General features: G+C 73.1%; 14 protein-coding genes. 5 read left to right on the top strand and 9 right to left on the bottom strand.

From position 1 onward, the window contains the following. Positions 1 to 75: 75 nt before the first annotated feature. The 3 genes from EDD39_RS11260 to ssuE form a co-directional block, all read right to left on the bottom strand. The gene (locus EDD39_RS11260) at positions 76 to 2,640 is read right to left on the bottom strand and encodes an ABC transporter permease (RefSeq protein WP_123555279.1); all 2,565 of its coding nucleotides are present in this window, start codon (positions 2,638 to 2,640) and stop codon (positions 76 to 78) included. A gap of 16 nt (positions 2,641 to 2,656) precedes the next feature. Then, entirely contained in the window at positions 2,657 to 3,442 is a 786-nt protein-coding gene (locus tag EDD39_RS11255; RefSeq protein ID WP_208765480.1) for an ABC transporter ATP-binding protein, read from the bottom strand. Positions 3,443 to 3,730: 288 nt separating this feature from the next. Next, positions 3,731 to 4,285 (bottom strand): NADPH-dependent FMN reductase, encoded by a 555-nt coding sequence (gene ssuE, locus EDD39_RS11250; protein WP_123555277.1) that lies wholly within the window; start codon positions 4,283 to 4,285, stop codon positions 3,731 to 3,733. 345 nt (positions 4,286 to 4,630) lie between these two features. Between ssuE and EDD39_RS11245 the strand changes: the two genes are divergently transcribed. Beyond that, positions 4,631 to 5,965: an LCP family protein gene (locus tag EDD39_RS11245; RefSeq protein ID WP_123555275.1), complete on the top strand. Its 1,335-nt coding sequence runs from the start codon at positions 4,631 to 4,633 to the stop codon at positions 5,963 to 5,965. Positions 5,966 to 6,085: 120 nt separating this feature from the next. Further along, complete coding sequence (locus EDD39_RS11240) at positions 6,086 to 6,556, top strand: serine O-acetyltransferase (protein ID WP_051817280.1); 471 nt, start codon at positions 6,086 to 6,088, stop codon at positions 6,554 to 6,556. Between the two features lie 28 nt (positions 6,557 to 6,584). On the opposite strand, the gene EDD39_RS11235 is transcribed toward EDD39_RS11240, so the two are convergent. Both EDD39_RS11235 and EDD39_RS11230 read right to left on the bottom strand, forming a co-directional pair. After that, positions 6,585 to 7,748: an acyl-CoA dehydrogenase family protein gene (locus EDD39_RS11235; RefSeq protein ID WP_123555273.1), complete on the bottom strand. Its 1,164-nt coding sequence runs from the start codon at positions 7,746 to 7,748 to the stop codon at positions 6,585 to 6,587. Between the two features lie 99 nt (positions 7,749 to 7,847). Continuing rightward, the gene (locus EDD39_RS11230) at positions 7,848 to 9,011 is read right to left on the bottom strand and encodes an LCP family protein (protein WP_123555271.1); all 1,164 of its coding nucleotides are present in this window, start codon (positions 9,009 to 9,011) and stop codon (positions 7,848 to 7,850) included. A 146-nt stretch (positions 9,012 to 9,157) separates the two neighbouring features. Here EDD39_RS11230 and EDD39_RS11225 point away from each other — a divergent pair, with 146 nt between their 5' ends. Both EDD39_RS11225 and EDD39_RS11220 read left to right on the top strand, forming a co-directional pair. Beyond that, positions 9,158 to 10,501 (top strand): UDP-glucose dehydrogenase family protein, encoded by a 1,344-nt coding sequence (locus EDD39_RS11225; protein WP_123555269.1) that lies wholly within the window; start codon positions 9,158 to 9,160, stop codon positions 10,499 to 10,501. A 66-nt stretch (positions 10,502 to 10,567) separates the two neighbouring features. Next, positions 10,568 to 10,975, top strand: a complete 408-nt coding sequence (locus EDD39_RS11220; RefSeq protein WP_123555267.1) for a CoA-binding protein — start codon at positions 10,568 to 10,570, stop codon at positions 10,973 to 10,975. A gap of 7 nt (positions 10,976 to 10,982) precedes the next feature. Here EDD39_RS11220 and EDD39_RS11215 read toward each other — a convergent pair whose 3' ends face one another. Genes EDD39_RS11215 through purE form a run of 3 tightly spaced genes read right to left on the bottom strand, consistent with a single transcriptional unit; the run spans position 10,983 to position 13,600 of the window. After that, complete coding sequence (locus EDD39_RS11215) at positions 10,983 to 11,870, bottom strand: MerR family transcriptional regulator (protein ID WP_244256677.1); 888 nt, start codon at positions 11,868 to 11,870, stop codon at positions 10,983 to 10,985. Further along, positions 11,867 to 13,060, bottom strand: a complete 1,194-nt coding sequence (locus tag EDD39_RS11210) for a dipeptidase (protein ID WP_123555265.1) — start codon at positions 13,058 to 13,060, stop codon at positions 11,867 to 11,869. The genes EDD39_RS11215 and EDD39_RS11210 overlap by 4 nt, the downstream gene beginning before the upstream one ends. Before the next feature lie 12 nt (positions 13,061 to 13,072). Next, positions 13,073 to 13,600: a 5-(carboxyamino)imidazole ribonucleotide mutase gene (purE, locus tag EDD39_RS11205; protein WP_244256676.1), complete on the bottom strand. Its 528-nt coding sequence runs from the start codon at positions 13,598 to 13,600 to the stop codon at positions 13,073 to 13,075. Between the two features lie 129 nt (positions 13,601 to 13,729). On the opposite strand from purE, the gene EDD39_RS11200 reads away from it, so the two are divergent. Beyond that, complete coding sequence (locus EDD39_RS11200; RefSeq protein WP_244256675.1) at positions 13,730 to 14,995, top strand: RNA-guided endonuclease InsQ/TnpB family protein; 1,266 nt, start codon at positions 13,730 to 13,732, stop codon at positions 14,993 to 14,995. Here EDD39_RS11200 and EDD39_RS11195 read toward each other — a convergent pair. Further along, positions 14,968 to 16,125: a 5-(carboxyamino)imidazole ribonucleotide synthase gene (locus EDD39_RS11195; RefSeq protein WP_123555260.1), complete on the bottom strand. Its 1,158-nt coding sequence runs from the start codon at positions 16,123 to 16,125 to the stop codon at positions 14,968 to 14,970. The genes EDD39_RS11200 and EDD39_RS11195 overlap by 28 nt on opposite strands. Positions 16,126 to 16,143 lie beyond the last annotated feature (18 nt).

Raw genomic sequence — 16,143 nt, 5'->3', positions numbered from 1 at the left:
CCCGGCCCCGGGAACGCGGCGGGGCCGGAAGCGTCGGAACGCTTCCGGCCCGCCGGGCCCGCCGTCGGGGCGGGGTCAGTCGGAGGCGATGGCGGCCAGCACGTTCATCCGGGCGGCCCGGAAGGCCGGGACGAGGGCGGCGATCAGGCCGATGAGCACGGAGCCGGCCAGGACCACGGCCACGGTGCCGGTCGGGATCGTCAGGGCGGTCAGGCCCTGGTCGGCCAGCACGGACCGGGCGGTGACGCCCCAGGAGAGGCCGAGCGCGGTGCCGAGGACGGCGCCGAACAGGGCGATGACCACCGATTCGAGCCGGACCACCCGGCGCAGCTGGCGGCGGGAGAGGCCGATGGCGCGCAGCAGGCCGATCTCCCGGGTCCGCTCGATCACCGACAGGGCCAGGGTGTTGACCACGCCGAGGACGGCGACCACGATCGTCAGGCCGAGCAGGCCGTAGACCATGTAGAGCAGCTGGTCGACCTGGGACTTGATCATCTCCTTGTAGCCGGCCTGGTCCTTGACCGTCAGCTGCGGGTAGCCCTCCAGGGACTTCTGCAGGGCGGTGAGCACCTCGGCCTTGTCGGCGCCGGCCGAGGCGCCGGCGAACACCGCGGAGTCCGCGGGCAGTTCGCCGCCGAGCGCGGCGGAGACGGTGGGGATGCCGGTGAAGAAGTTGCCGTCGAAGAGCTGGTTGCCGGTCTTCAGGACGGCGGCGACCTTGAGGGTCTGGGTGCGGCCCTTGTCGTAGCCGACGGTGATCGGGTCGCCGACCTTCAGGTGGTGCGCGTCGGCGAACTTCTGGTCGACCGAGAGGCCGCCGGGTTCGGCGAAGACGCCCTCGGCGGTGCCGGCGGCGAGCGGCAGCCGGAAGTCCCGGGTGAAGCTCGGGTCGGCGGCGACCAGTTCGGTCTCGGTGCGGGTGCCGTCGGGGGTGGTGAGGTCCGCCGGGACGGACTTCTGCCGGGTGATGTGGTCGATGCCCGCGGTGTGCCCGACCGCGTCGGCCATGGCCGGGGTGAGGCCGGTGCGGCCGCCGGCCACGATGTAGTCGGCGCCGACGGACTTGTCGATCTGGGCGGTGGCCGAGGTGACCATGGAGGAGGTGACCACGGAGGCGCCGATCACCACGGCCAGGCCGATCATCAGGGCGGCGGCGGTGGAGCCGGTGCGCCGCGGGTTGCGCATCACGTTCCGCTGGGCGAGGCGGCCGGCCGGGCCGAACAGGGCGGGCAGCGCGCCGCCGAGCAGCCGGAGCAGGCCGGAGACCAGCAGCGGACCGAGCACCACGGCGCCGACCAGGGTGGCGAGCACGCCGAGGCCGATCAGCATCCCGCCGGTGGAGCCGGTGGAGGTGCCGGCCAGCACCAGGGCGGCGGCGCCGAGCACCGTGACCAGGGCGCCGACCGCGACCCGGATCCGGTTGGCCCGGGGCTCGGGCGGGGCCGCGTGGTCGAGCAGCGCGGCCATCGGGGTGATCCGGGAGGCGCGGCGGGCCGGCACGAACGCCGCGAACAGCGTCACCAGCACGCCGACCGCGTACGACACGGCGGGCACCGTCCAGGTGACGTCCAGCGAGGTGGCGTCCAGGTTCATCCCGGCGGCCTTCATCAGCTGGATCAGGCCGAGCGCCAGGCCGAGGCCGGCGCCGATGCCGAGGGTGGAGCCGAGCACGCCGAGGATCAGGCCCTCGGTCAGCACCGAGCGGTTGACCTGGGAGCGGCTGCCGCCGATGGCGCGCAGCAGGCCGATCTCCCTGGTCCGCTGGGTGACCAGCATGGAGAAGGTGTTGACGATCAGGAAGCCGCCGACGCCGGCCGCCAGGACGGCGAAGCCGAGCATCGCGTACTTCATGAAGTCGAGGAAGGAGCCGACGTCGTCGGCGTTCTCCTGCTGCTGCTCGGCGGCGGTCTTGGCCTGGAAGCCGCTGCCGAGGTCGGCCAGCGCGGCGGCCTTCAGCTGCTCGTCGCTGCGGCTGCCGTCGCCGAACACCTCGACCGAGGTGTACGCCTCGGTGCCGAGCAGCACCTGCTGGGCGGTGGGGGTGTCCAGGAAGGCGAGGGCGGCGCCGGGGTTGGTGGTGCGGAAGGTGGCGATGCCGGAGATGGTGAAGTCGTGGTCGCCGCTGTCGGTGATGACCCGCAGCCGGGCGCCCAGGCCGAGGCCGGACTTCTTGGCGGTGTCGGCGTCCAGCACGATCTGGTCGGCGCCCTGCGGGACGTGGCCGGAGGTGACGTCGACCGAGTTGCGCGGGGTGTCCGTCCAGTTGCCGGTCAGGGTGGGGGCGCCGGTGGTCGGGCCGACCAGCTTGTTGGTGGCCGGGTCGACCAGGACGGCGGTGGAGACCATGACCTGGCCGAGGGCGGCCTTGACGCCGGGCTCGGCGGCGAGCTTCGCCGGGGTGCCGACCGGGATGGTGGGGATCGCGGCGGGGCCGCCGCGCTGGGCCATCTCGTCCTTGGCCTTGGCGACCGAGAGGTCGGAGGCGGTGGCCGCGAACAGCTTGTCGAAGGTGCTGGTGGCGGTGTTGTAGAAGACCAGGGTGCCGGCCACGAAGGCGACCGAGAGCACCACGGCGAGCAGGGAGAGCACCAGGCGCCACTTGTGGGCGAAGAAGCTCCGCAGCGAGGTCTTGAGCAGCATGTCTTCCGGCCCCGTCTCAGCTGGTGCGCTTGCCGTCGAAACGGCGCATGCGGGTCAGGACGGTGTCGGCCGTGGGGTTGTGCATCTCGTCGACGATCCGGCCGTCGGCGAGGAACAGCACCCGGTCCGCGTGGCCGGCGGCCACCGGGTCGTGCGTCACCATCACGATGGTCTGGCCGAGTTCGTCGACCGAGCGGCGCAGGAAGCCGAGCACCTCGGCGCCGGAGCGGGAGTCGAGGTTGCCGGTGGGCTCGTCGCCGAAGATGATCTCGGGGCGGGCGGCCAGCGCACGGGCCACCGCGACGCGCTGCTGCTGGCCGCCGGAGAGCTGGCCGGGGCGGTGCTTGAGCCGGCCGGACAGGCCGACGGTGTCGATCACCTGCTCCAGCCAGGCGCGGTCGGGCTTGCGGCCCGCGATGTCCATCGGCAGCGTGATGTTCTCCACCGCGTTCAGTGTGGGGAGCAGGTTGAACGCCTGGAAGATGAAGCCGATCTTGTCCCGGCGGAGCCGGGTCAGCTGCTTGTCCTTCAGGCCGGTGATCTCGGTGTCGCCGATCCAGATCCGGCCCTGGGAGACGGCGTCCAGCCCTGCCAGGCAGTGCATCAGCGTGGACTTGCCGGACCCGGAGGGGCCCATGATGGCGGTGAAGCGCCCGCGCTCGATGTCCACGTCGACCGCGTCGAGCGCCGTCACCCGGGTCTCCCCCGCGCCGTACGCCTTGGTGACCTGCCGGGCCTGGGCGGCGGCGGTGCCGCGCTCCGGCAGGTGTGAGAGGTGAGCGGCGCTCGCTGCCGTGGTCACTGAATGCTCCTCGCTGTGGGTCCACCCGTTGGCCCCCAGCTTTCCGGGCACCGCCCCGGTCGCGGAATCCAGCAGGCATCCGTCTTCGGGGTGGGGCCAGCACCACCTTCGTGGTGGGGCTGGGGGGATGGCTCCACGGTAGGAGCGGCGGTCGGGGCCGGTCGTCCTCCACCGGGCTGAGCCCCGTCCCGGGAATGCGTCCGGGGCCCGGGCCCTCTCCCCTAGGGGTTGCCGCGGCGCGGTCTGAGGGTCCGGGCCCCGGTCGAGGCCCTCCGATGTGACGAACGGTCAGCCGGTGGTGGCGAGTTCCGCGCGGGGTGCGAGTGCGGCGGAGAAGGCGTCCACCACCGGGGTGAGCAGGACCTCGGTCTCGCGCTCCAGTTCGGTGGTGCCGTCCTCGCGCACCCCGACGTGCCGGTCCAGCACGAACCAGCCCTGGGTGACGTGCCCGGCGCCCATCGCGTTGAGCACCGGCCGCAGCGCGTAGTCCACCGCCAGCACGTGCGCGGTGGAGCCGCCGGTGGCCAGCGGCAGCACCGTCTTGCCGCGCAGGGCGTACTGCGGCAGCAGGTCGAGCAGGGCCTTCAGCAGGCCCGAGTAGGCGGCCTTGTAGACCGGGGTGCCGATCACCACGCCGTCGGCCCGCTCGAACAGCTCGACGGCCCGGGCTATCGCCGGGTCCGAGGTGTCCGCGGCGAGCAGGGCGGCGGCGGGCAGGGCGCGGGCGTCCAGCGGGTGCACCAGGTGGCCGTCGGCGGCGAGCCGGCGGTCGACGTGGCGCAGCAGCCGGGTGGTGCGGGAGGTCGCGGACGGGGAGCCGGAGACGGACAGGATCACGGCCATGGAGTCACCTCGGGGCGTACGGCCGCGGGCAGGGCGCGGCCGGGAAAGGGAGCGGAGAGGGGAGGCGAGGGCGCAGGTCGCCTGGGGTGAGTGCGCGCGGCGGGCATCGTCAGCCGCGACACAGCGAACAGGACACCCGGCCGTGGTCGACGTGCCGCCGACGGGTGAGGACCTGAAGCTGCTCCATGCCGTCATGCAAACACGCCCGGTTTCGGCGGGTCAAGGCCGTGCCCGCCTGGTGAACACTCCCCGGAACCGTCCGCGCCCTGCATCAAAACGGCCACAACGGGGCCCGCAGCGCCTCCGCGATCACTGCGCGGCGCCCGGTTCGGGCATCCTTCCCCCATGAACACGTGGCAGGAGCGCCCGGGGGGCGGCGCATACGGGCAGGGCGACGCGGCGCGGGGCCAGGGCGGACCGGCGGCCGAGCCGCCGCTGCCGCCGGAGCTGAATCCGCGCGGCGCGGGCGTCCCGCTCTCCCGCCCCGCCCAGCAGGACCGGCCGACCACGGGCCGCCCGCCCGGCCCGGGCCAAGGCCCCGGCGGGCAGCCCCCGTACGGCGGCGGGCAACCGCCCCACGGCGGCGGCGGGCAGCCCCCGTACGGCCGGCAGCCCTACGGTCAGCAGCCGTCCGAGCCGCAGCGGCCCGGCGGGGCGGCCCCCGGGGCGGGGCCCGGGGCCCGGCCGCGCCGCTCGCGCAAGAAGGTCGTCGGCTACTCGGTGCTCGGCCTGGTGCTGGCCCTGCTGGTCACCATGGTCGGCACCTACTTCTGGGCGGACGGCAAGCTGCACCACGAGAACGTGCTGGCCGACTACCCGGGCCGCCCGGCCGCGGGCAAGGGCACCAACTGGCTGATCGTCGGCTCGGACAGCCGGGCCGGCCTGACCGACGCCGACGAGCAGGACCTGCACACCGGTTCCGCCGAGGGCAAGCGCAGCGACTCGATGATGATCCTGCACATCGGCGACAACGGGAACACCCTGATGTCGATCCCGCGCGACTCCTGGGTGCAGATCCCGGCGCACCAGGACACCTCCGGCAGCGGCAAGACCGTCCCCGCCGCCACCCACAAGATCAACGCGGCCTTCGCGGCGGGCGGCGGCCGGCTGCTGGTGCAGACCGTCGAGACCAACATGGGCCTGCGGATCGACCACTACGCCGAGATCGGCTTCGCCGGCTTCGTCGGCCTGGTGGACGCCGTCGGCGGCGTCGAGATGACCATCGACCAGCCGGTCAAGGACAAGGACTCCGGCCTCGACCTGCAGGCCGGCACCCAGACCCTGAACGGCAAGCAGGCGCTGGCCTTCGTCCGGCAGCGCCACCAGATGGCCGACCAGGACCTCGGCCGGATGCGCAACCAGCAGAAGTTCCTCGGCGCGCTGGCCAAGCAGGCCGCCTCGCCGACCACCCTGCTCAACCCGTTCACCTTCTACCCGCTGGTCTCGGCCGGCCTGGACACCGTGATCGTCGACGACGACGCCGGGCTGACCGACCTGGGCTCGATGTTCCTCGCCATGAAGGGCGTGACCGGCGGCGACGGCAAGACCATCACCGTCCCGATCGGCAACCCGGACTACCACACGCCCACCGGCGAGTCCGCGGTCAAGTGGGACCCGGCGAAGTCCAAGGCGGTCTTCGACGCGATGAAGAACGACACCGCCGTCCCCGACGTGAAGTGACCGCCCGCTGAGGGGGTGCGCCCCGCGGCGGCGTTCGGAATTCGTACGGCGAATCCGAACTGCCGCCGCGGGGCGCGTCGTTGACGGCGGGTCGGGGGGCCGGGCAGGACAATGTCCGCCATGTCGCTGGTGACCGCCCTCATCTACCGCCGCCGCAGCCGCCCGTTCGGCCGCCTGGTCCAGGAGGCCCTGGCCCTCTACGGGATGGAGGTGCCGGCCGCCGCCGAGATCGGCCCCGGCCTGGTGGTGTTCCACCGCGGCTTCGGCACCGTCCTGCACCCGTACACCACGCTGGGCGCGAACGTCACGCTGTACAACGGCGTCACCATCGGCCGGGCCGACCCGTGGGTCCCGCAGGAGCTGTCCGCGATGCGGCGGGTGGTGCTGGAGGACGGCGTGGTGGTCTGCGCGGGCGCCAAGATCGTCTGCAAGAGCGGCACCCTGACCGTCGGCGCCGACACCGTGGTCGGCGCCAACGCCGTCCTCACCCGCTCCACCGGACCCGGCGAGATCTGGGCCGGCGCCCCGGCCCGGAAGGTCGGGGAGCGCCGGCGGGTGAGCGAGCAGGGGCGCGAACCGGTCGGCGGGTGAGCGAGCAGGGGCGCGAACCGGTCGGCGGTCAGGGCAGGTTGCGGGCCATGACGATGCGCTGGACCTGGTTGGTGCCCTCGTAGATCTGGGTGATCTTCGCGTCCCGCATCATCCGCTCCACCGGGTAGTCCCGGGTGTACCCGTACCCGCCCAGCAACTGCACCGCGTCCACCGTGATCTCCATCGCCGCGTCCGACGCGAAGCACTTCGCCGCCGCACCGAAGAACGTCAGGTCACCGTCGCCGCGCTGCGACTTCGCCGCCGCCGCATAGGTGAGCTGCCGCGCCGCCTCCAGCTTCATCGCCATGTCCGCCAGCATGAACTGCACGCCCTGGAAGTCCGCGATCGCCTTCCCGAACTGCCGGCGCTCCTTCACGTACCCCTTCGCGTAGTCCAGCGCGCCCTGCGCGATGCCCAGCGCCTGCGCCGCGATCGTGACCCGGGTGTGGTCGAGCGTGCGCATCGCGGTGGCGAAACCGGTGCCCTCCGCCCCGATCATCCGCTCCGCCGGGATCCGCACGCTGTCGAAGTACACCTCACGCGTCGGCGAGCCCTTGATGCCCAGCTTCTTCTCCGGCGCGCCGAAGGAGACGCCCTCGTCGCCCTTCTCCACCACGAACGCCGAGATCCCCTTCGAGCGCTTCTCCGGATCGGTCACCGCCATCACCGTGTAGTACTCCGAGACGCCCGCGTTGGTGATCCACCGCTTCACACCGTCGAGCACCCAGAAGTCCCCGTCACGCACCGCCCGCGTCCGCATCCCCGCCGCGTCCGAGCCCGCCTCCGGCTCCGAGAGGCAGTACGAGAACATGCCCTCGCCCCGCGCCAGCGCCCCCAGGTACTTCGCCTTCAACTCCTCCGAACCCGACAACTGCACCGGCAGCGAACCCAGCTTGTTCACCGCCGGGATCAACGACGACGACGCGCATACCCGCGCCACCTCCTCGATCACCAGCACCGTCGCCAACGCGTCCGCCCCCGCACCGCCGAACTCCTCCGGCACGTGCACCGCATGCAGATCCGCCGCCCGCAACGCATCCAGCGCCTCCTGCGGGAAACGCCCCTCCTCGTCCACCGCCGCCGCGAACGGAGCGATCTTCGCCTCCGCCAGCGAACGCACCGACTCCCGGAGCATCTCGTGCTCCTCGCCGAGCCGGTAGAGGTCGAAGTCCGCCCCGGAGTTGCCCGCCATGTTGCTCGCCCCTCACGTTAATTACCGTTAAGTAGTGGCCATCCTAGGGTCGGGGGCGCCCCGGCGGCAGGTGACCGGGGCAACAGGGCGGGCCCGGGTTCAGCTGACGTCCCGGCCGAGGGTGTCGGCGCTGGTGCGGTGCTCGGCAAGGTAGTCGTCCATCCGGTCGGTGCGCATGGCGGTCCACAGCACGCTCGCGGCGCCGTCGTCCATCAGGACCACGTCCTGGCCGTCGACGGTGTCGAAGCCGCCGAAGGGGGCGTTCATGAAGTGCACGCCGTCGGGGCGGATGTCGCGCAGGCTCCAGGCCAGGTCGTAGAGGTCGGTGTTGCTGAGGCGGTCGTCGACGCTGGCGACGTCGCCGATGGTGCCGAGCAGGCCGGTGAGCTTGGACGGGCTGGCGAGGGTGCCGGAGCTCATGGTCCTGAGCATCAGGGCGCGCAGGAAGTTCTGCTGGCGCTTGGTGCGGTCGAGGTCGCCGTTGGGCAGGCCGTGCCGCTCGCGGACGTAGAGCAGCGCCTCGGCGCCGTCCATGTGGTGGGTGCCGGCCAGCCACTCGCGGGCGTCGCCCTTGGCCTCGATGGTGCGCGGGATGGTGATGTCCACGCCGCCGACCGCGTCGGTGAGGGCCCGGAAGCCGTTCCAGTCGATCACCGCGAGGTGGTCGATCCTGATCCCGGTGAGGTCCTGGACGGTTCGGACGGTCAGCGCGGGGCCGCCCCAGGAGTAGGCGGCGTTGATCTTCGCTCTGCCGTGGCCCGGAACCGGCACCCAGGTGTCGCGCGGGATGGAGACCAGCGCGACCGACTTCCGGTCGGCCGAGATGTGCATCAGCATCATGGTGTCGCTGCGCTGGGCGCCCACCTGCCAGGCCGGGGCCTTGGCGTCCTTGCCGGTGGTCGGCTCGTCGGAACGGGCGTCCAGGCCGACCAGCAGGAAGGTCTGGCCGCTGTGCGGGACGGCCGGCGGCTGTTCGGAGGCCGGCAGCGTCGGGAAGGCGTCCGGGATCCGCCGCACCGAGGAGGCGTAGTGGTCGGCCGCCCAGAGCAGCCCGCCGAACGCCCCGCCCACCAGCACCAGCAGCACCGCCAGCGTCCACGCCAGCAGCCGCCGGCCCCGGCGCCGGCGCGGGGCGGGGCCCGGCCCCGGCCCGTCCCCGTCGGAGTCGGGCCCACCGTCCTCGTCGTCGTCCTCGTCGCGGTCGAAGATGCTCAGCGGGCCGGGGTCCTCGTCCGGCTCGTCGTGCCGCCCCTTGGAAGTCATGGCGGCATTGTGAACCTCCTGCACAGACCTTCGCGCCGGAACCGTAATATCTGCAGACCGCCTACGTCCGGCGGACGGCTAACATCAGTGGCTGCGGCCGCGGCCCACCACTGGTACGGCCCCGAACTGAACTGAAGGAAACGCGTATGGCTCCCCGCATCACGGTGATCGGCACCGGCTACCTGGGCGCGACGCATGCCGCGTGCATGGCGGAGCTCGGGTTCGAGGTCCTCGGTCTCGACATCGACCGGGACCGGCTGACCGCGCTGGCCGCCGGCCGGGTGCCGATGTACGAACCCGGGCTGTCGGAGCTGCTGCTCAAGCACGTGGCGGGCCACGAGGGGTCCAGCGGGCGGCTGCGGTTCACCGACTCCTGGGAGGAGGTCGCGGCCTTCGGCGACGTCCACTTCATCTGCGTCAACACCCCGCAGCGCAAGGGCGAGTTCGCGGCCGACATGAGCTACGTGGACTCCGCGCTGGACTCGCTGGCCCCGCTGCTGGAGCGGCCCGCCCTGGTCGTCGGCAAGTCGACGGTGCCGGTGGGCTCGGCGAACCGGCTGGCCGCCCGGCTGGCCGAGCTGGCCCCGGTCGGGGCGCAGGCCGAACTGGCCTGGAACCCGGAGTTCCTGCGCGAGGGCTTCGCCGTCGGCGACACCCTGCACCCGGACCGGCTGGTGGTCGGCGTGCGCAGCGAGCACGCCGAGCAGGTGCTGCGCGAGGTGTACGCGGGGCCGATCGCGGACGGCGTGCCGTTCGTGGTGACCGACTTCCCGACCGCCGAGCTGGTCAAGGCCGCCGCCAACTCCTTCCTGGCCACCAAGATCTCCTTCATCAACGCGATGGCCGAGGTCTGCGAGAGCGCCGGCGCCGACGTGGTGCAGCTGTCCAAGGCGCTGTCGTACGACGCCCGGATCGGCGGCAAGTTCCTGAACGCGGGCCTGGGCTTCGGCGGCGGCTGCCTGCCCAAGGACATCCGGGCGTTCATGGCCCGGGCCGGCGAGCTGGGCGCGGACCAGGCGCTGACCTTCCTGCGCGAGGTCGACTCGATCAACATGCGGCGCCGCTCCCGGATGGTGGAGCTGGCCCGCGAGCAGTGCGGCGGCGGCTTCCTGGGCCGCCGGGTCGCGGTGCTGGGCGCGGCCTTCAAGCCGAACTCGGACGACATCCGGGACTCGCCCGCGCTGAACGTGGCCGGGCAGATCCAGCTGCAGGGCGCCCAGGTCACCGTCTACGACCCGAAGGCGATGGACAACGCCCGCAAGATGTTCCCCGGCCTGTCCTACGCCGCCTCCCCGCTGGACGCCGCCGAGGGCGCCCACGTGGTGCTGCACCTGACGGAGTGGCAGGAGTTCCGCGAGCTCGACCCGGCCGAGGTCGGCGCGGTGGTCGCCGAGCGCCACCTCGTGGACGGCCGCAACGTGCTGAACGGCGACGCCTGGCGGGCCGCCGGCTGGACCTACCGCGCGATGGGCCGCCCCTCCGCGGAGTGACCCGCCCCGCGCACGCGCGACGGCCGGGCCCGGAATGACCGGGCCCGGCCGTCCGTTCTCCCCGGCATGAGCTACGCAGACGACGCCACCGTCCGGAAGGTCCTCACCTCCTCCGGCGACACCTGGGCCGTGGTCGGCCTGTCGAACAACACCGCGCGCGCCGCGTACGGCGTGGCCCGGGTGCTGCAGCGGGCCGGGAAGCGGATCGTGCCGGTGCACCCGAAGGCCGAGACGGTGCTCGGCGAGCCGGGCTACGCCTCGCTCGCCGAGATCCCGTTCCCGGTCGACGTGGTGGACGTGTTCGTCAACTCCGAGCTGGCCGGGCCGGTCGCCGACCAGGCGGTGGCCGCGGGCGCGAAGGCGGTCTGGTTCCAGCTCGGGGTCATCGACGAGGCGGCCTACGCGCGCACCCGCGCGGCCGGCCTCGACATGGTGATGGACCGCTGCCCGGCGATCGAGCTGCCGCTGCTGTAGCGGCGGGTCAGCCGCCGGTCGGCGCGCCGATCGGGAAGGCGATGTCGCAGACCTCGTCGGCCGGCCCGGCGGTCGCCCAGTCCGCGAAGTAGACCTCCCGGCCGGCGCCGGTGCGCGGGGTGCCGGCCCGTTCCATCCACGCGCAGACGGCGTCGTACGCGCTGAGGATCTGCGGGTACTCCACCTGCGCCTTGGTGACCGTGGTGTACGCCTCCCGGTGCGCGGGCTCGGTGCGGTGCGCGGCGGTCAGGCCGGCGGCGCGGGCCGGGTCGACCGGGACGCAGACCTCCACCGGGCCGTCGGCGTCCTCGTTGACGTCCCCGTGGTAGACCACGAAGGGGGCGGCCGCCACCCCGCCGTGGGCCTCGGCCACCGCCGCCAGCCGGGCGGTGGCCTCCGGGATGAAGCGGTCCAGCTCCTCCGGCCCGGCCCGGCGCTGCTCGGTGAGCACCAGCTGCTCGGGCACGTCGCGCTGTTCGATCCGGTACATCTCGTCGATCCCTTCGAGTCCGCTGAGTTGGACGCGGAGGTGGTCGGCCAGCGTCCGCTGCGAGGCGGTCCGCCGTTCGACGGCGGCCCAGTACGCGGCGACCCGCTCGGCCGCCGCGGGGCCCGGCAGGGCGAGCACCTCGGCGACCGTGGCCAGCGGCATGTCCAGGCCGCGCAGCCGGACGATCAGCCGCGCGGTGGCCAGCCGCTCCGGCCGGTAGTACCGGTAGCCGCTGTCCGGGTCGATCCGGTCCGGCGGCAGCAGTCCCTGCCGGTCGTACAGCCGCAGCGCCTTCGGCGACAGCAGGCCGCGGCGGGCGAACTCACCGGTGGTGAGCAGCCGTTCCTCCTCCGCACCGGCAACGCTGCCCCCTGCCCCAGGGGCGAGGTCAAGCCCGTGGTTCACGCGCCGTCCAGCCGGGCCAGGGTGGCGATCGAGGGGCGGCGCTCGGCCCGCAGCCGGGTGGCGACCGTCTCGGCGCCGCGCAGCGCCCGCACCGCGTTGTGCCAGGTCAGCTTGGCCAGGTCGGCCTCGGACCAGCCGCGGCGCAGCAGTTCGGCGACCAGCACCGGGTAGCCGGCGACGTCCTCCAGGCCGGCCGGGGTGAACGCGGTGCCGTCGTAGTCGCCGCCGAGGCCGATGTGGTCGACGCCGGCCACCTCGCGCAGGTGGTCGAGGTGGTCGGCGACGGTGGCGGCGGTGGCGACCGGGCGGGGGTGCTCGGCCTCGTAGGCGCGCTGCACGGCCATCGCCTCGGGGGTGGTCTCCAGCGGGTGCAGGCCCTTGGCCCGCATGTTGGCGTCGGCGGCGAGCGTCCACTCGATGGCGGCGGGCAGCACGAACTTGGGCACGAAGGTGGCCATCACCACGCCGCCGTTGGCGGGCAGTTGGACCAGCACGTCGTCGGGGACGTTGCGCGGGTGGTCGCAGACGGCGCGGGCCGAGGAGTGCGAGAAGACCACCGGGGCCTCGGAGACCCGCAGCGCGTCGCGCATGGTGTCGGCGGAGACGTGCGAGAGGTCGACCAGCATGCCGAGCCGGTTCATCTCCCGCACCACCTCCTCGCCGAACGCGGTCAGTCCGCCGTGCACCGGCTCGTCGGTGGCGGAGTCCGCCCACGGCACGTTGGAGTTGTGGGTGAGCGTCAGGTAGCGCACGCCCAGCTCGTACAGCGCCCGCAGGGTGGCCAGCGAGGAGTTGATGGAGTGTCCGCCCTCGGCGCCCATCAGCGAGGCGATCCGGCCCTCGGCGCGGGCGGCCTCCACCTCGTCGGCGGTCAGCGCGAGCCGCAGGTGCCCGGGGTGCCGCTCGGCCATCGCCCGGACGAAGTCGACCTGTTCCAGCGTGGCGCTGACCGCGTCGTCCCCCGCCAGCTCGGCCGGCACGTACACCGACCAGAACTGCGCACCGACCCCGCCCGCCCGCAGGCGGCCGAGGTCGGTGTGCAGCCGGTGGCTCTGGTCCGCGGCCAGGTCCACGGCGTCGAGGTCGTACCCGGCCTGGGCGCGCATCGCCCAGGGCAGGTCGTTGTGGCCGTCCACCACCGGCGTGGTGCGCAGGACGGCCCGGGCGCGGTCGAGCAGTTCGGGGGTCATCCCCCCGTTCTACTACTTGCCGAAGCCGAACGAGTCGTTCCCCGCGACCTTGGCGCGCAGCTTGCGGCCCTTCTCGGTGGCCTGGCTGTTCAGCTCGGCCTGGAACTCGACCATCTTCTCGGCGAGTTCGGCGTCGAACGCGGCCAGCATCCGCACCGCGAGCAGCCCGGCGTTGCGCGCGCCCGCGACCGACACGGTGGCCACCGGCACCCCGGCGGGCATCTGGACGATCGACAGCAGGCTGTCCATCCCGTCCAGGTACCGCAGCGGCACCGGCACCCCGATCACCGGCAGCGGCGTCACCGACGCCAGCATCCCGGGCAGGTGCGCGGCCCCGCCGGCCCCGGCGATGACCGCCTTCAGCCCGCGCCCGTGCGCCCGCTCGCCGTACGCCACCATCTCGCGCGGCATCCGGTGCGCGGAGACCACGTCGACCTCGTACGGGATCTCGAACTCGTCGAGCGCCTGCGCGGCGGCCTCCATCACGGGCCAGTCGGAGTCGGAGCCCATCACGATGCCGACAAGGGGGGACTGAGTCATGGGGAGTCCTCTCATAGGTGCCCCGGAGCTTGGACCGGAGCGGGCGGGCCGGACTGTCATCGGGACGGTCCGGTGGCACAGCAGGTGATCACTGACGCACTGTCAGTGGCGGGTTCTGGCGTGTGCGTCGTGGCGACCACTCACGTGAAGCGGGCGTTCAAGTACCGCTGCTACCCGACGGATGCGCAGGCGGCCGAGCTGTCGCGCACGTTCGGGTGCGTGCGGCTGGTCTACAACCTGGCGCTGGCCGCCCGTGCCCAGGCGTGGGCGGAGCGCGGGGAGCGGGTCGGGTACGGGGCGACGTCGGCGATGCCGACGGGGTGGAAGCGGACGGCGGAGCTGGCGTTCCTGTCCGAGGTGTCGTGCGTGCCGTTGCAGCAGGCGCTGCGGCACCTGCAGGCGGCGTTCGCCGGCTTCTTCGCCGGGCGGTCGGGGCATCCGCGGTTCAAGTCGCGGAAGCGTTCGCGGGCCGCTGCCGAGTACACGCGTTCGGCGTTCCGCTACCGGGACGGGCAGTTGACGCTGGCGAAGACGGCCGGACCGCTGGAGGTCCGCTGGTCGCGGCCGCTGCCCGAGGGCGCGGTCCCGTCCACGGTGACCGTCAGCCGTGACGCGGCGGGGCGCTGGTTCGTGTCGCTGCTGTGCGAGGACCCGGACGTGCGACCGCTGCCCGTGTCGCGCACCGCCGTGGGCGTCGACCTGGGCATCGCACACCTGGCGGTGCTCTCCACTGGTGAGAAGATCGCCAACCCCCGGCACGAGCGCCGCGACCGCGAGCGTCTGGCCCGGGCACAGCGCGAGCTGGCCCGCAAGGCGAAGGGCTCGGCGAACCGGGAGAAGGCCCGCCGCAAGGTGGCCCGCATCCACACCCGGATCGCCGACCGGCGCCGGGACTTCCTGCACCAGCTGAGCACCCGACTCGTCCGTGAGAACCAAGCGGTCGTGGTCGAGGACCTGCTGGTGCGCGGCATGCTCAGGAACCGCAGGCTCGCCCGCGCGATCGCGGACGCCGGTTGGGCCGAACTCCGGAGCATGCTGGCGTACAAGTGCGCCTGGTACGGCCGGGAGCTGGTCGTCGTCGACCGCTGGTTCCCCAGCTCCAAGCTGTGCGGCGCATGCGGAACCGTCCGCGACCACCTGCCGCTGCACGTCCGCACGTGGGAGTGCGCCTGCGGCGCCGTCCACGACCGGGACGTCAACGCGGCGCGCAACGTCCTGGCCGCCGGACTGGCGGTTGCAGCCTGTGGAGACGGCGTAGGACCTCAACGGAGCACTCCGGGCGGGCAGTCGTCGACGAAGCAGGAAGTCGTCCCGGCCACCGTGCTCGCGCACGGCGGCCCGGCCGCGAGGCCGAAGGGACTTCCGGGTCAATCGGTGATCGTTCCTCGCAGGTAGGCGGCCGCGTGGCGGGCGCGCTCGCGGACGTCTTCGAGGTCGTCCCCGAAGACGTTGACGTGGCCGACCTTGCGGCCGGGCTTCACGTCCTTTCCGTACATGTGGATCCTGAGGCCGGGGTCGCGGGCCATGCAGTGCAGGAAGGCGCGGTACATGTCGGGGTAGTCGCCGCCGAGGACGTTGACCATGACGGTCCACTTGGCGCGGGGGCGGGGGTCGCCGAGCGGGAGGTCGAGGACGGCGCGCAGGTGGTTCTCGAACTGGGAGGTGACGGCGCCGTCCTGGGTCCAGTGGCCGGAGTTGTGCGGGCGCATGGCGAGTTCGTTGACCAGGATGCGGCCGTCGCGGGTCTGGAAGAGCTCGACGGCGAGGTGGCCGGTGATGTCGAGCTCGCCGGCGATCCGCAGGGCGAGCTGCTGGGCCTCGTCGGAGAGGGCGGGGTCGAGGTCGGGCGCGGGGGCGGTGACCTCGGCGCAGATGCCGTTCTCCTGGACGGACTCGACGACCGGGTAGGCGACGGCCTGGCCGCTGGGCGAGCGGACCACGTCGGCGGCGAGTTCGCGCAGGAAGTCGACCTTCTCCTCGGCGAGCACGGGGACGCCGGCCAGGAAGGGGGCGGCGGCCTCGCTCTCGTCCTTCACGACCCAGACGCCCTTGCCGTCGTAGCCGCCGCGGACGGTCTTCAGGACGACGGGGTAGCCCTCGCCCTCCTCGGCGAAGGCGGTGACGTCGGCCGGGTCGGCGACCAGCCGGTGCCGGGGGCAGGGGACGCCGATGGAGTCGAGCCGGGCCCGCATGACGCCCTTGTCCTGGGCGTTGACCAGCGCGTGCGGGCCCGGGCGGACGGCGATGCCCTCGGCCTGGAGGGTGCGCAGGTGCTCGGTGGGCACGTGCTCGTGGTCGAAGGTGATCACGTCGCAGTCGGCGGCGAAGGCCCGCAGCGTGTCGAGGTCGCGGTAGTCGCCGAGCACGGTGGTGCCGACCACCTGCGCGGCCGACTCCTGGGGGGTGTCGGCGAGGAGTTTGAAGCGGATGCCCAGCGGGATGCCCGCCTGGTGCATCATGCGGGCGAGCTGCCCGCCGCCGATGACTCCGACCACTGGAAAGTTCGCATTGCCCGCTACAGTCACGCGCCCCAGGATATCCGG

Origin of the sequence: Kitasatospora cineracea, from assembly GCF_003751605.1 — a bacterium.
In the GTDB taxonomy this organism is placed as follows: Bacteria; Actinomycetota; Actinomycetes; order Streptomycetales; family Streptomycetaceae; genus Kitasatospora; species Kitasatospora cineracea.
This window is presented reverse-complemented; position numbering and strand designations above follow the sequence as displayed.

What these genes read in the sequence shown, in the direction of transcription:
- EDD39_RS11260 (WP_123555279.1), bottom strand. Translation starts at nt 2,640, where the DNA reads ATGCTGCTCAAGACCTCGCTGCGGAGCTTCTTCGCCCACAAGTGGCGC.
- ssuE (WP_123555277.1), bottom strand. Translation starts at nt 4,285, where the DNA reads ATGGCCGTGATCCTGTCCGTCTCCGGCTCCCCGTCCGCGACCTCCCGC.
- EDD39_RS11245 (WP_123555275.1), top strand. Translation starts at nt 4,631, where the DNA reads ATGAACACGTGGCAGGAGCGCCCGGGGGGCGGCGCATACGGGCAGGGC.
- EDD39_RS11240 (WP_051817280.1), top strand. Translation starts at nt 6,086, where the DNA reads ATGTCGCTGGTGACCGCCCTCATCTACCGCCGCCGCAGCCGCCCGTTC.
- EDD39_RS11235 (WP_123555273.1), bottom strand. Translation starts at nt 7,748, where the DNA reads ATGGCGGGCAACTCCGGGGCGGACTTCGACCTCTACCGGCTCGGCGAG.
- EDD39_RS11230 (WP_123555271.1), bottom strand. Translation starts at nt 9,011, where the DNA reads ATGACTTCCAAGGGGCGGCACGACGAGCCGGACGAGGACCCCGGCCCG.
- EDD39_RS11225 (WP_123555269.1), top strand. Translation starts at nt 9,158, where the DNA reads ATGGCTCCCCGCATCACGGTGATCGGCACCGGCTACCTGGGCGCGACG.
- EDD39_RS11220 (WP_123555267.1), top strand. Translation starts at nt 10,568, where the DNA reads ATGAGCTACGCAGACGACGCCACCGTCCGGAAGGTCCTCACCTCCTCC.
- EDD39_RS11210 (WP_123555265.1), bottom strand. Translation starts at nt 13,060, where the DNA reads ATGACCCCCGAACTGCTCGACCGCGCCCGGGCCGTCCTGCGCACCACG.
- purE (WP_244256676.1), bottom strand. Translation starts at nt 13,600, where the DNA reads ATGACTCAGTCCCCCCTTGTCGGCATCGTGATGGGCTCCGACTCCGAC.